Origin of the sequence: Polynucleobacter sp. UK-Kesae-W10, assembly GCF_018881575.1 — a bacterium.
Taxonomy (GTDB): Bacteria; Pseudomonadota; Gammaproteobacteria; order Burkholderiales; family Burkholderiaceae; genus Polynucleobacter.
The window spans coordinates 1,077,469-1,090,302 of record NZ_JACVQB010000001.1 but is presented as its reverse complement, the minus strand read 5'-3'; the positions used below and the strand labels follow the sequence as shown (position 1 = coordinate 1,090,302).

Annotated in this window: 14 protein-coding genes and 1 tRNA gene; 6 read left to right on the top strand and 9 right to left on the bottom strand. The window is 48.9% G+C overall.

What is annotated here, in order from left to right; all coding sequences use genetic code 11:
* The gene (locus tag ICN24_RS05695) at positions 1 to 183 is read left to right on the top strand and encodes an AlpA family transcriptional regulator (RefSeq protein ID WP_216221933.1); all 183 of its coding nucleotides are present in this window, start codon (positions 1 to 3) and stop codon (positions 181 to 183) included.
* Here the strand turns inward: ICN24_RS05695 and ICN24_RS05690 are convergent.
* The 7 genes from ICN24_RS05690 to cysS all read right to left on the bottom strand — a co-directional run bounded on the left by ICN24_RS05690 (position 149) and on the right by cysS (position 7,453).
* Positions 149 to 1,420 carry a site-specific integrase gene (locus tag ICN24_RS05690; protein ID WP_216221932.1) on the bottom strand — a complete coding sequence of 424 codons (1,272 nt, stop codon included), beginning with the start codon at positions 1,418 to 1,420 and terminating at the stop codon, positions 149 to 151. The genes ICN24_RS05695 and ICN24_RS05690 overlap by 35 nt on opposite strands.
* 196 nt (positions 1,421 to 1,616) lie before the next feature.
* A tRNA-Ser gene (locus tag ICN24_RS05685) sits at positions 1,617 to 1,711 on the bottom strand.
* A gap of 73 nt (positions 1,712 to 1,784) precedes the next feature.
* Positions 1,785 to 3,035 (bottom strand): aspartate kinase, encoded by a 1,251-nt coding sequence (locus ICN24_RS05680; RefSeq protein ID WP_216221930.1) that lies wholly within the window; start codon positions 3,033 to 3,035, stop codon positions 1,785 to 1,787.
* Positions 3,036 to 3,118: 83 nt separating this feature from the next.
* Complete coding sequence (gene tilS, locus ICN24_RS05675) at positions 3,119 to 4,420, bottom strand: tRNA lysidine(34) synthetase TilS (protein ID WP_216221928.1); 1,302 nt, start codon at positions 4,418 to 4,420, stop codon at positions 3,119 to 3,121.
* Complete coding sequence (locus ICN24_RS05670; RefSeq protein ID WP_216221925.1) at positions 4,386 to 5,357, bottom strand: acetyl-CoA carboxylase carboxyltransferase subunit alpha; 972 nt, start codon at positions 5,355 to 5,357, stop codon at positions 4,386 to 4,388. The genes tilS and ICN24_RS05670 overlap by 35 nt, the downstream gene beginning before the upstream one ends.
* A gap of 9 nt (positions 5,358 to 5,366) precedes the next feature.
* Positions 5,367 to 6,023 (bottom strand): DNA-3-methyladenine glycosylase, encoded by a 657-nt coding sequence (locus ICN24_RS05665; protein WP_370623104.1) that lies wholly within the window; start codon positions 6,021 to 6,023, stop codon positions 5,367 to 5,369.
* Entirely contained in the window at positions 6,023 to 7,453 is a 1,431-nt protein-coding gene (gene cysS / locus ICN24_RS05660; RefSeq protein WP_216221923.1) for a cysteine--tRNA ligase, read from the bottom strand. Before cysS ends, ICN24_RS05665 begins: the two co-directional genes overlap by 1 nt.
* A 60-nt stretch (positions 7,454 to 7,513) precedes the next feature.
* Between cysS and ICN24_RS05655 the strand changes: the two genes are divergently transcribed.
* Genes ICN24_RS05655 through ICN24_RS05645 form a run of 3 tightly spaced genes read left to right on the top strand, consistent with a single transcriptional unit; the run spans position 7,514 to position 9,646 of the window.
* A complete protein-coding gene (locus tag ICN24_RS05655; protein WP_255532575.1) occupies positions 7,514 to 8,386 on the top strand; it encodes a lipopolysaccharide assembly protein LapB in 873 nt (290 codons plus the stop codon).
* On the top strand, positions 8,358 to 8,861 hold the full coding sequence (locus tag ICN24_RS05650; RefSeq protein ID WP_216221922.1) for a peptidylprolyl isomerase: 504 nt from the start codon (positions 8,358 to 8,360) through the stop codon (positions 8,859 to 8,861). Before ICN24_RS05655 ends, ICN24_RS05650 begins: the two co-directional genes overlap by 29 nt.
* Positions 8,858 to 9,646 carry a UDP-2,3-diacylglucosamine diphosphatase gene (locus ICN24_RS05645; protein ID WP_216221921.1) on the top strand — a complete coding sequence of 263 codons (789 nt, stop codon included), beginning with the start codon at positions 8,858 to 8,860 and terminating at the stop codon, positions 9,644 to 9,646. Before ICN24_RS05650 ends, ICN24_RS05645 begins: the two co-directional genes overlap by 4 nt.
* Positions 9,647 to 9,680: 34 nt before the next feature.
* Here the strand turns inward: ICN24_RS05645 and ICN24_RS05640 are convergent, their stop codons facing one another.
* A complete protein-coding gene (locus ICN24_RS05640; protein WP_216221920.1) occupies positions 9,681 to 10,469 on the bottom strand; it encodes an inositol monophosphatase family protein in 789 nt (262 codons plus the stop codon).
* A gap of 130 nt (positions 10,470 to 10,599) precedes the next feature.
* Between ICN24_RS05640 and ICN24_RS05635 the strand changes: the two genes are divergently transcribed.
* Both ICN24_RS05635 and cysE read left to right on the top strand, forming a co-directional pair.
* The gene (locus ICN24_RS05635) at positions 10,600 to 11,349 is read left to right on the top strand and encodes an RNA methyltransferase (RefSeq protein WP_216221919.1); all 750 of its coding nucleotides are present in this window, start codon (positions 10,600 to 10,602) and stop codon (positions 11,347 to 11,349) included.
* Positions 11,350 to 11,372: 23 nt separating this feature from the next.
* Positions 11,373 to 12,131 (top strand): serine O-acetyltransferase, encoded by a 759-nt coding sequence (gene cysE, locus ICN24_RS05630; protein WP_216221918.1) that lies wholly within the window; start codon positions 11,373 to 11,375, stop codon positions 12,129 to 12,131.
* 68 nt (positions 12,132 to 12,199) lie between these two features.
* Here the strand turns inward: cysE and ICN24_RS05625 are convergent, their stop codons facing one another.
* On the bottom strand, positions 12,200 to 12,811 hold the full coding sequence (locus ICN24_RS05625; RefSeq protein WP_216222257.1) for a peptidylprolyl isomerase: 612 nt from the start codon (positions 12,809 to 12,811) through the stop codon (positions 12,200 to 12,202).
* Positions 12,812 to 12,834: the final 23 nt, after the last annotated feature.

Here is a 12,834-nt window from a genome sequence, read left to right as displayed (position 1 = left end):
ATGAAGCTAATCCGACTGCCAGAAGTACTAGACCGTGTTGCCCTAAAGAAGACGGCCATCTACAGAATGATGGCAGAAGGTGACTTCCCTCTACCCGTGAAGCTTGGGGCGGCAAGCGCATGGGTAGAGGTGGAGATCAATGACTGGATTAAAGAGAAGATTGCGCAGAAGCAGTCTCGCTAGGAGTGTCTGGTTTATTATCCTGCTCTTCTAGCCAGCTACTCCACTTGGCCATCATTGCAACTCGGTCATCCCAGTACTCTGCTCGATCGTAAGCGCCATTATTGCCGCTGCGATCAAACTCATGCGCTATCTGCTTCTCGGCAGCATCCTTGCTGATGCGTAGGTGCTCGCACATAATTGTTCTGGCCGTCGCGCGAAAACCGTGCGGCGTCTGAATTCCTTTGTACCCCATCTCCTCAATCGCGCCCGCAATCGTGCCCTCACTAATAGGTTGATCATGGCGGGTTCCTGGGAATAGCCAACCAGTATCGCCAATCACCCCTTGATAGGCTTTGAGTATCGCTACAACCTGTGGTGATAGCGGCACCCAGTGCTCGCGGCGCTTCTTAGTGCGCTCCGCTGGAATGGTCCATTTGGCCTTTTTTAGATCAAACTCTTCCCATTTGGATTTGCGCAGCTCGGACGGCCGTTGGAAGGTGTGCATCGACAAGATGATGGCTGTGCGCACAATCGGCTTGCCATATTTAACGACCTGTTTAATGAGTCCAGCAACATCGGCATGATTGGTAATCGCTGGATAGTGCTTTTTCTCGTGCTTCATAAAGCTGGCCAGCTGACCCATCGGGACTGGTGAGTGCTCAACCATTTCGGCGTCCAATGCATACTCGTACATCTGGGCCATAAACATACGCACCTTGCGTAGCATTGCCAAGGCTTTGCGCTCTTCCATATTGCGCAAAATCTTGAGAATGTCCTTGCGTTGCACTTGAGCTGGATGCATGGCACCAATCTCAGGAAGGACGTCTTTAGTGAAGGCTTTGAGAATATTGCTGTGGTAGACCTGAGAAATGCGCTTTTTGGACAGCCAAACCAAAAACAGCTTGCGCACAGTCATGTCATTGTGTTCGCTTTCGGCCTTGGCTTTGGATTTTTCCTTGAGCTCTTCGCGCTTCTTTTGAACGGGGTCTTTCCCCGTCGAAACCAGTGCCCTTAACTCGGAGGCTAGGGTTCTAGCATGCTTGAGCGTAACGTCTGGCCAGACACCTAAAGTGGCTACTTTCCGGTCGTTATTGAAGCGATAGATGAACTGCCAAGAGGCGCCGCCATTTTGCCTGACGGTGAGCACTAGGTTATTGCCATCGTGCACCTTTACCCGCGTATTTTTGGCTGCTGCTTTTTGCGCAGCCTCCTTTACCTTTTGCTTCAAAACCTTGTCTGTAAGCACTTCTATTGCCATTTTCACCCCCTTTTGACGGTACCAAAACATATAGTACTACCAAAAGTCGACGGTACCGTCATCCGTACCGTCTCGGTTTCCGGAAGTAGGCAAACCGCTGCGAACCCCCATAAACCCGCAGAGCCACAAAGTAAAAGGCCTCCAGGGTTTCCCGAGGAGGCCTACGAACGTCTAAGGTGCAATAGCAACAAGTAGTTGGCGGAGACGAGAGGATTCGAACCTCCGATCAGAGTTTTAGCCCCGATGCTCCCTTAGCAGGGGAGTGCCTTCGACCAGCTCGGCCACGTCTCCGTACTTCTTACTATTACAACGCCCCACAGTTTAACGGATAACCGCTTCTGAGGGGTTTATTGCCCTTTTTGGCTTACTTCTGATCCAACTCAAATGCCTTATGTAAGGCACGTACTGCCAATTCCATGTATTTCTCATCGATCACTACAGAAATCTTGATTTCGCTGGTAGAGATCATGAGGATGTTGATGCCCTCTTCTGACAAGGTGCGGAACATCTTGCTAGCGATGCCAACATGTGAACGCATGCCAACACCCACTACAGAAACTTTAGATACCTTAGGGTCACCTGAGATTTCTTTCGCTTCAATGTGTGCTTGCACCGTATTCTTGAGAATATCCAACGCTTTTTGGTAATCAGCGCGTGGCACCGTGAATGTAAAGTCGGTTTTACCTTCAACAGATTGATTTTGAATAATGATGTCCACATCAATATTGGCATCAGCGATTGGACCCAAGATTTGGTAAGCAATCCCTGGACGATCAGGAACTCCCAAAACGGTAATCTTTGCTTCATCACGCGCAAAGGCGATGCCGGAAATAACTGCGGCTTCCATAGTGCTGTCCTCTTCAAATGTAATCAAGGTGCCCGACTTCATCTCTTGGTCTAAAGGCATCAACGGATCTGTCAGCGATGACAGAACACGGGTTTTAACTTTGTACTTACCGGCAAACTCCACTGAGCGAATTTGCAATACTTTTGAACCCAAGCTGGCCATTTCCAGCATCTCTTCAAAAGTAATTTTGTCTAAGCGGCGAGCATCTTCACAGACACGCGGGTCTGTGGTGTAGACACCGTCTACGTCGGTATAGATTAAACACTCATCTGCTTTGAGTGCCGCAGCCATCGCAACTGCAGAAGTATCAGAACCACCGCGACCCAATGTCGTGATGTTGCCCTCAGGATCCACACCCTGAAAACCCGTCACAACAACTGTACGGCCTGCATTTAAATCTTTGAGAATTTTGTCGCTCTCAATACTTTTGATACGCGCTTTGGTAAATGCAGAATCGGTATGCACCGTGACTTGCCAACCAGCGTAACTCACCGCATCAATACCTTCGCGCATCAATGCCAATGCAAGCAAACCAGAGCTTACTTGTTCACCCGTAGAGGCAATTTGATCTAATTCGCGAGGACTAGCATCTGGGTTGATTTCTTTTGCCAAGCCTAGCAAGCGATTGGTTTCGCCTGACATAGCAGATGGCACTACCACTACCTGGTGGCCAGCACGCATCCATTTGGCAACGCGTTTAGCGACATTGGCAATGCGCTCTACTGAGCCCATTGAGGTGCCACCATATTTATGAACGATAAGAGCCATAAAACCGTCTATTTAACTGTCTGAACAAGGAAATGAATCCTTGAGGGTCTAAAAAGGGCTTATTTTACAGGGTTTTGAACCCCTTAAGCCGTTCGCTGCCACTCTGGCCAAACGCGCAGGCCTGAACGAACCAAATGGGGGTAACTCACGCCAATACCCGCCACCGCCACCAACTCTCCCTGAATGTAAAGCAAGGGTGCCTGGCGCCCCCAAGGCGGAATATTTGCCTCTTGGAACAAGTTCTTGAGGGTTTTACGTGGACTATTGGCCTTGATCTGTAATTTCTCCGAACCCTCCCTGGGTTTAGCCACTACCTCACCAGCTGCGAGCGCGGCATTAACCCAGTCGGCTGGTAAGCCAGGCTTTTTACTGGTCTTGCCAAGCGTTTTCAGAATCCATTCACCCGCTTCAGGTTCGGCAACTTGCAGTTGCCCACGCCAAAGTCGAATCGTTTTCTCATCATGCGCCCACTCGAGCTGAGCATCAGGTTTTACGCTCCGTAGATCGCGCCACCAAGATGCCATGCGCTCTTGCGATGGCATTGCCAAGCCATTGCTCTTGAGCCAGTACCGCAAGAGATTATTGGCTGCAGGTAGATCCGCCTTTTGCAATTGCAATAGTGGCTTTAACTTAAGCTCTTGCCCAATCAGGACCCCTTTGCCATCTTGTGTTGCCAAACGATCGAGCAAACCCTGTGCCTCACCGAGTAAGTTTGCGCTACGAGCGATATTCGTGAGCACATCAGGCTGAATTTTTTCCAGGCGCGGAATGATGTCTTTGCGAATAGCATTGCGTCGGTACTTACGGTCTCGATTACTCGGGTCCTCGATCCACTTAAGCTTATGCTCCTTGGCGTATGACTCGAGTTCTGCCCGTGTTTGACCCAACAAGGGTCGCCATAGAGTAATTGGCCATTGGCCATATTCAATCACTCTGTGCTCGGGCATGGCCGATAAACCTGCCACACCGGCACCACGCATCAGCTGCAGCAAGACCGTTTCAGCCTGATCGTTTTGATGGTGCGCTAGCAGCAAATCAGGGATGGCATATTCTTCGCACAACTCAGCCAAAGCTTCATAACGCCCCGCTCTTGCTCTGGCTTCAATATTGCCCTCATCCTGCCCAGCAAGATGGAGTAAACGAAAATCAAAATGGACTTGGTATTTTTTGGCTAGCTTTTCGCAAAAGACCAACCAATCATCGGCTGGCTTTTGCAAACCATGATGAATGTGAAATGCAAAAATTTCAGCTGGGTTTGCTGTGTTTTTAGATTGCGCTTTACAAACTGTATCCAGAAGCACAACCGAATCGAGGCCGCCACTTAAGGCAACCGCAATTCGTTTTACAGGCTTAGGACTTGGCTGTGATTTCCTTGAACTTGCCATAACTCATTAGACGCTCATGGCGACGTTCTAATAATGCGTCAGTCTTCATACCGTCGAAGGTTTTGATGGACTCAGCCAAGGCTTTACGCATATTGCCCATCATGACGTCGTAGTCTCGGTGAGCACCACCGATCGGCTCAGCAACAATCTTATCGATCAAGCCCAAGGCCTTGAGGCGCTGCGCTGTTAGGCCAAGCTGTTCTGCTGCCTCTGATGCCTTATCAGCGGTCTTCCACAGAATGGAGGCGCAGCCTTCAGGTGAAATCACTGAATAAGTGGAGTTTTGCAGCATGAGGACTACGTCACCCATGGCAATTGCCAATGCACCACCGGAACCACCTTCACCAATAATGGTGGCAATGATGGGCACTTCTAATTCCGCTTGTACATAGAGGTTGCGACCAATCGCTTCAGATTGATTGCGCTCTTCTGCATCAATACCCGGAAATGCGCCCGGTGTATCTACAAATGTAAACACGGGGATACCAAACTTTTCCGCTAAACGCATCAGACGCATCGCTTTACGATAACCCTCTGGGCGGCTCATACCAAAGTTACGCAATGCGCGTTCTTTAGTATCGCGACCTTTTTGATGACCAATCACCATACAAGGTTGATCTTCGAATCGCGCTAATCCGCCGATGATTGATTGATCATCGGCAAATGTACGATCACCATGCAATTCATGGAAGTCAGTAAACAAGGCGCCAACATAATCCAAGGTGTAAGGACGCTGTGGATGGCGGGCAACCTGTGACACCTGCCAAGGTGTTAAGTTGGCATAAACATCTTTAGTAAGCTGAAGGCTTTTTTCAGAGAGTGTTTTGATCTCATCGGAGATATCTACCGATGACTCATCTTGCACAAAACGCAACTCTTCAATCTTTGACTCTAATTCAGCGATTTGTTGCTCAAAATCCAGGAAAGTCGTTTTCATAGTCTGATTTTAATATTCAACCGGGATTGGGTCGATACTTCTCCACATATACCAGGTGGCAACCGTACGCCACGGAGCCCAATTGGCCGCCACCTCTCTGGCCTCATGGCGGCTGACAGGCTCACCACTGAAGTAATTGAGGGAAATTGCCTTAATTAGACCAACATCGTCCAGGGGGAGGATATTAGGGCGAACCATATTAAAAATGAGGAACATTTCTGCTGTCCAGCGCCCAATACCGCGAATGGTGCTTAATTCCTTGATGACGCTCTCATCATCCATCTCTTTCCATTGATTGGCGTGTAAACGCCCAGAATCAAAGTGGTCAGCCAAGTCCCGAATGTATTCGACCTTGCGCCCAGACAATCCAGCTGCACGCAAGTCCTCAACGGAAAGTGCCAGGATGTTCTTGGGATTGACTTTTTTCTTACTCGCAAGGACGACGCGATCCCACACTGTTTGAGCTGCAGCAACGGAGATTTGCTGACCCACGATCGCTCTTGCCAGAGTGGTAAATGCATCCCCTCGCGTTACTAAAAACCCAGAGCCATATTTAGGAATGAGTTTTTTCAAAATACGGTCGTGCTTCATCAACTCACGACACGCTTGCTCCCAGTATTCAGGAGCTACTTCTTTCAAAATAGATTCTTCTTTAACTGCTGGCACTACGCTCTACGCCATTCAGTAAGGCCGCCGGGTTTATCTTCCAGTACAACACCTTGCTCAAGCAGAGTCTTACGAATCGCGTCAGCCTTGGCAAAATCTTTGGCCTGCTTAGCGGCCACACGCGCAGTAATTTGAGCCTTAATCTCTGCTGCACTTAAGCTTTGCCCTTTAGAGTCCTTGCTGCCCGTTTGCAAGAACTGAGTAGGATCCCGTTGCAGAAAATTCATGTTGCAAGCAAGGGCCTTCATCGTGTTTGCCAGTAAGACCTTCTCATCACCTTGTGCTCGATTTACTTCGCTAGCCAAATCAAACAAGACTGCAATCGCCTCAGGGGTGTTGAAGTCGTCATTCATTGCATCGGCAAAGCCCTTTGCCCAAGGGCTATGGGCATCCAAGCGAGGATTGCTCTCAATAGCAGATACTTGCGCCAAGGCAGTATAGAGACGCACTAAACCGGCACGCGCTTCCTCTAACTGGGCATCGCTGTAATTAATGGGGCTACGGTAATGCGCCTTAAGCATAAAAAAGCGTAATACCTCTGGATCGAAACTTTTTAAGACATCACGAATCAAGAAAAAGTTACCCAAAGATTTCGACATCTTCTCTTCGTTAACGCGAATATGGCCGTTATGCATCCAGTAATTGACAAAGGGAGCATCGCTCTCTTTACGATTCTGGCCATATAAGGCACCTTCGCTTTGAGCAATTTCATTTTCGTGATGCGGGAACTGCAAATCTGCGCCACCGCCATGAATATCAAAATGCTCACCCAATAAATCACAAGACATGGCGGAGCACTCAATATGCCAGCCTGGACGACCTTCGCCCCATGGAGAGCTCCAACGCGTATCGGCCGGCTCTTCTGGTTTAGCACTCTTCCACAGCACGAAATCTAATGGATCGCGTTTACCGCCGCTAATCGCTACGCGCTCACCCGCATTTAATTCATCAAGAGTCTTGCCAGACAACTGACCATAGCCTGGTAATAAGCGCACTGCAAAATTGACATCTCCATCTTCAGCTTGATAGGCCAATTCATTTTCAATGAGCCTGCCGATCATCCCTTGCATTTGTTTGATGTAATCGGTAGCGCGTGGCTCTTGATCGGGATGCATGAGACCTAACTCGTCAGAGTCGGCATGCATAGCATTAATAAAACGATTAGTAAGTGCCGCGATGGGCTCACCATTCTCAAGGGCACGATTGATAATTTTGTCGTCAATATCCGTAATATTGCGGACATAGAGAACCTCATAGCCACTGGCACGTAACCAGCGGACAACCATGTCAAAGACAATCATGACCCGGGCATGGCCAATGTGACAAAAGTCATAAACCGTCATACCGCAGACATACATCTTCACCTTACCCGGGACGATGGGCTTAAAAACCTGTTTAGAACGGCTAAGAGTGTTATAGATTTGCAGCATAGGGCTATAAAGGTGAGGCAAGTAGCGCCAATTTGTTAGACTGAGCGCTGAGTATATCGAATGAGCCAGTTTTTCACCCCTTCCCTTATGTTTGACACCCTCAAAGTGACACCCCCCAGCTTTTTTAAGGCTTTTGCCATCACCTGTGGCTTTTTGCTCCTGAGCGGGTGCAGCACCCCTGCGCAACAACAAGCAGACGCAGAAATTGCTGCTTTAAATAAGCAAGAAACAAAATCTCCAGCAGCGCAGACCCAACCCTATCTCGGCGGCTACAGTCCAATTGATCCACCGCGACTATCTACCGATGCGCCTTATGATCCACTCAATCCAGAGTTATCGGAAACGGTGGGTATCCCGTTTCTCTCTTTTCTGATTATTGAACCGGATCCCGTCACCAAGAATGCAGTTCCCTCTGATATCGAAAAACTCATTAAGGCTCGCAAATATCAAGATGCGATTGACCTCATCAATACACGTCTAAAAAAGACACCGCGCAATGTACAACTGCGTTACATCAAAGCACGCTTACAACTAGAGTTACGTGATTACGATGGTGCTAAGAAATCCTTAATTGAAATTACGCAGCAATTTCCAGAGTTACCTGAGCCCTACAATAACCTGGCTGCCATCTCTGCCAATCAAAACAAATGGATTGATGCTAGGGACTATTTAGAGCTTGCTTTGAAGCTACGGCCCACCTACAGTATTGCCGCTGCAAACCTAGGTGAAGTCTATGTACGCCTGGGGGCCAAAGCCTATGAGGACGCTGCTGCAAACACCCAGCTCAATCAGCGTCTGTATGCAAACCGCGCAAAATATCTCTTGAATTTATTAAAGCCACCAGTCCGTGGCAGTAACGCAAACATCATTCCATCCACTAACTCTCCAGAAGGTAAATTGAACAATGGCGAAAGTACTCCTAAAAACCAATAAGGGTGACATCACTCTCACGCTCGATGCAGCAAAAGCACCTAAGAGCGTTGCGAACTTTTTGCAGTATGTCAAAAGCGGTCATTACGACGGCACGATTTTTCATCGCGTCATTAATAACTTCATGATTCAAGGCGGCGGTATGACGGCCGGCATGAAACAAAAACCGACTGGCGCTGAAATTGAAAACGAAGCTAATAATGGCTTAAAGAACGAGCGCGGCACGATTGCAATGGCTCGCACCAGTGATCCACACTCTGCTACTGCGCAATTTTTTATTAACGTCAATGACAACGATTTTTTAAATCACACCGCTCCTAGCGCTCAGGGCTGGGGCTATGCTGTATTTGGCAAGGTTACTGATGGCATGGATGTCGTCGATACGATCCGTAAAGTGAAGACTGGTAACTCAGGCTTTCACCAAGACGTTCCTGCTGAAGATGTGGTGATTGAGAAAGCAACCGTTCTCGAGGAATGATCCCGCACCCAGCGAGCGCACTGCTCATATCTGACCTCCACCTGACGCCGTCAATGCCCTTGACGGCGCAGCGCTTTTTTGACTTCTGTGAAAAAGATGTCAAGGAGGTCGAGGCGGTGTTTATCCTGGGTGACTTGTTTGAATATTGGGTGGGTGACGACGCCTCATCACACTCCCCCTTTTTGCAAGAAGTGAAACGCGCCCTAGCTAATCTTTCTTCTAAAACCAAAACCTACTACATGCATGGCAATCGGGATTTTTTAGTTGGCACCGATTTCCTCAAGAAGACGGGTATGACGCTTCTGCCCGATCCCTGTGTTGCTGATATTGGCGGACAGGTCTATCTACTGAGCCATGGCGATGCTTTATGTACTGCAGATGTTGGCTATCAAGCCTTTCGCACTTGGGTTAGAAAGTCATGGGTACAGCGATTGTTCTTAGCATTACCGATCGGCTGGCGCCGCGCTATTGCCAATCATTTACGTAGTAATAGCCATGCGAACTACCAACGCGCAGCAAACGCCTCGTTTGCTGACAATCGAATCAAGACTAACGTCACCGCTGATGCTTGCGCTGCAATCCTGCGTTCTCACTCCTGCAGTCAATTGATTCATGGGCATACACACCTTCCTGGACACCACCAGGAACACCTTGGTGATTTGTCTTGGCAACGCTGGGTATTGTCAGATTGGGATTTAGATCATCCTGAGGGGGCTCCGCCCAGAGCCAATGCGCTCTTAGTGAATCACCAAGGAGTGCGCGCACTGGACCTGATTAAAAGCTAAACAGGTTTTGATACAGCCTAGAGAAGTTGCAGGCTTACGAAGCTGAATACTTAGAGAGGCACTGCACCATCTGCGCATAAATGCGGGGATTAGCAGCCATCACTTCACCGCTCTTGAGAAAGCCTTCTTCTCCACGGTAGTTGCCCACTAAGCCACCCGCCTCTGTAATTAACAAAGCGCCTGCTGCCATATCCCATGGCTTGAGATCGCTCTCAAAAAAGCCGTCGTAACGACCCGCCGCAACATAAGCTAGGTCTAGTGATGCAGCACCAGGACGACGCAAACCCGCGCACTGGCGAGACATCTCCGCAAATATCTTGAGGTATTTTTCCAGGTCCTGATCTTCGCGATACGGAAATCCTGTACCAACTAAAGAGTTAGCTAAACGATCTTGAGTACCAACGCGCAAACGCCGACGATCCAAGTAGGCGCCAGCACCGCGCGTAGCGGTAAATAATTCATCACGGGTAGGGTCATAGACTACCGCTTGTTGGGTTACACCATTAACTGCTAATGCAATTGAAACAGCGTATTGCGGAAAGCCATGAATAAAGTTGGTAGTGCCATCTAGTGGATCGATGATCCACACATTTTCTGCATCAGTATTGTGTTCGCCTGTTTCTTCAGCCAAAAATCCATGGGTTGGATAGGCCTCACTCAGGGTCTCGATGATGGCCGCTTCTGCGGCTTTGTCCACCTCAGTCACAAAATCATTGTGCTGTTTGCGATCTACCTGGAGACGCTCTAAGTTTAGAGAAGCGCGATTAATAACGGTTCCAGCACGACGGGCGGCCTTTACGGCCACATTTAACATGGGATGCATAGTATTGATGGACAAATTAAATAAGAACGAGCCTGTTATATTGCCCAAACTGCATGACAATACGAAGCTAATACCCTGATTCTAAACGATTTGCATTTTCCACTCTGCTTGACAGTGATTTAATAAACCCATGGATATCCACCAAGCCCAATTACTGCGCTGGGTTCTCGTTGAAACAAGCCACCCCGGCAACGTCGGATCGGCAGCGAGAGCCCTTAAAACCATGGGGTTTAGCGATCTTCATTTAATCCACCCCAAGACCAGTGGGATCGCCCAAGAATCTGAGGCGATTGCCCTGGCTAGCGGAGCTGTAGACCTGCTAGAGGCATCCACAGAGTCTGAATCGCTGCAAAGCGCTGTAGAGGGCTGTTCCTTGGTGATTGGCTTGACTAGTCGTGACCGAGAATTTGGCCCACCTGCCTTAGATTGGCTCAGCGTCCGAGAGCTCATTGAGCAGACCCTTGCTAAGAAAGGACGGGTGGCGCTCGTGTTTGGCCCTGAAAGAACAGGTCTGGAGAACCACCATTTGGCTTTATGCACTCACCGAGCATGGTTAGACGCTAATCCAGCCTATCCCTCCCTCAATCTAGCCCAGGCCCTCATGGTCTGTGCGTACACCTTGCGGGAGCATCTTCAGGGGCCAGGAAACGCTATTGCTGAAGAAGATATCAGTCCAAAAGCAGAATATGCCGATCCTGCAGCCATTGCCGCCATGCTCGACCACTGGCGGGCGGGTTTGGAAGCAATCGGCTACCTAGACCCCGCCCACCCCAAAAAACTCATGCCCCGCCTGCAAGCGCTCTTTGCGCGTAGTCGCCTGCATAAAGAAGAAATAGATCTCTTGCGCGGCATTGCAAAACAGATGCTCCTGAGAAAATAAGCCAGCCCCGTTAAAATCCCACTATGTTTAATTCCCTCTTCGACCAAGTCGACTCCATCATCGTCCGAGACCCTGCTGCGCGCAATCGCCTTGAGGTCATTACTTGCTATCAGGGACTTCATGCCGTTTGGTTTCATCGCCTGTCTCACTTTTTGTGGAACCTCGGCCTAAAGTGGATCGCTCGTGTTCTATCGATGGTGTCGCGCTTTATCACCGGCATCGAAATTCATCCAGGCGCCAAAATCGGTCGACGCGTGTTTTTAGACCATGGTCTTGGCATTGTGATCGGAGAGACTACCGAAATTGGCGATGACTGCACCATCTATCAAGGTGTCACCTTGGGTGGCACATCCCTTTACAAGGGTGTAAAGCGTCACCCTACTTTGGGCAAAGGTGTTGTCGTGAGTGCCGGCGCGAAAGTATTGGGTGGCTTTACTGTTGGTGATGGCGCACGCATTGGTTCTAACGCAGTAGTCTTAAAAGAGATTCCTGCAGGGGCAACTGCAGTCGGTATTCCTGCCCGCGTCTTGCATCCTGATTTACCCAAAAGCACTGATAGCAAAACCAAAGAGTATTTTTCTGCTTATGGTGTTACACCAAACGTAGATGATCCCGTATCCATGGCGCTCAAGGGCTTAATCGATGCGACGATTGAACAAGAGGCAAAAATTGCCCAACTTGAAAAGCTCATTGCCAAGCTATCGAACTTGCCTGCTGATATCGCTGCTGATAGTGACACTAAGCGGGACTTGGGCGCAATGAAGGAATGGCTTAAGGAGTAAGCCATTCCCGCCCTTTTGCTACTCTTGTGAATGTCATTAGCGAGTCCCGAAAGCGACTCGCTATTTTTTTAATGCAAGGTGCGTGGTGCTTGATTTTGAAGGCCTAAAGCCTTTTCTAAAAAGTCTTCTTCATCGTCATCACCATCATCATTGGGCATGCCGAATGTGAAGTTTTCACCGCCTTCTGGGTGGCGATTTTCAATCTCCTCCTCAGTCGCCGCACGCACATCTTCCACTTGGACCCAAAAACGCAAGGCCATGCCAGCAAGAGGATGATTGCCATCCAAGACCACTTGATTGTCAGCAACATCCGTAACGGTATAAATCAAAGGTTCATCATCAGCATCATCTGATGCAGATGAAGACTCTTCAGACTGTGGCTCAGCGTCGGGAACGCCCTCAAACTGCATGCCGACTTCTAATGGCTCAGGAAAACGGGCTCGCGGCTCAATCTTCAACAGCTCAGGATCGTATTCGCCAAAAGCCTCGTTTGGCTCTAACTGAATAGTGGCTTCATAGCCAATATCTTGACCATCAAGCAAGGACTCGATTTTAGGGAAAGTGCCTTCATAACCCCCGTGCAGGTATACCATCGGAGAATCAGGTTCTTCGATGACATTATTCTGTGCATCGGTTAACTTATACCGCAGGGATACGATAGTATTTTTTTCAATCTTCATGCGTAATTTGTCAAACATTCGTT

Bases quoted from the DNA above. Each gene is read 5' to 3' on its own strand.
- ICN24_RS05695 (WP_216221933.1), top strand. From the start codon at position 1: ATGAAGCTAATCCGACTGCCAGAAGTACTAGACCGTGTTGCCCTAAAG.
- ICN24_RS05690 (WP_216221932.1), bottom strand. From the start codon at position 1,420: ATGGCAATAGAAGTGCTTACAGACAAGGTTTTGAAGCAAAAGGTAAAG.
- ICN24_RS05680 (WP_216221930.1), bottom strand. From the start codon at position 3,035: ATGGCTCTTATCGTTCATAAATATGGTGGCACCTCAATGGGCTCAGTA.
- tilS (WP_216221928.1), bottom strand. From the start codon at position 4,420: ATGGCAAGTTCAAGGAAATCACAGCCAAGTCCTAAGCCTGTAAAACGA.
- ICN24_RS05670 (WP_216221925.1), bottom strand. From the start codon at position 5,357: ATGAAAACGACTTTCCTGGATTTTGAGCAACAAATCGCTGAATTAGAG.
- cysS (WP_216221923.1), bottom strand. From the start codon at position 7,453: ATGCTGCAAATCTATAACACTCTTAGCCGTTCTAAACAGGTTTTTAAG.
- ICN24_RS05655 (WP_255532575.1), top strand. From the start codon at position 7,514: ATGAGCCAGTTTTTCACCCCTTCCCTTATGTTTGACACCCTCAAAGTG.
- ICN24_RS05650 (WP_216221922.1), top strand. From the start codon at position 8,358: ATGGCGAAAGTACTCCTAAAAACCAATAAGGGTGACATCACTCTCACG.
- ICN24_RS05645 (WP_216221921.1), top strand. From the start codon at position 8,858: ATGATCCCGCACCCAGCGAGCGCACTGCTCATATCTGACCTCCACCTG.
- ICN24_RS05640 (WP_216221920.1), bottom strand. From the start codon at position 10,469: ATGCATCCCATGTTAAATGTGGCCGTAAAGGCCGCCCGTCGTGCTGGA.
- ICN24_RS05635 (WP_216221919.1), top strand. From the start codon at position 10,600: ATGGATATCCACCAAGCCCAATTACTGCGCTGGGTTCTCGTTGAAACA.
- cysE (WP_216221918.1), top strand. From the start codon at position 11,373: ATGTTTAATTCCCTCTTCGACCAAGTCGACTCCATCATCGTCCGAGAC.
- ICN24_RS05625 (WP_216222257.1), bottom strand. From the start codon at position 12,811: ATGAAGATTGAAAAAAATACTATCGTATCCCTGCGGTATAAGTTAACC.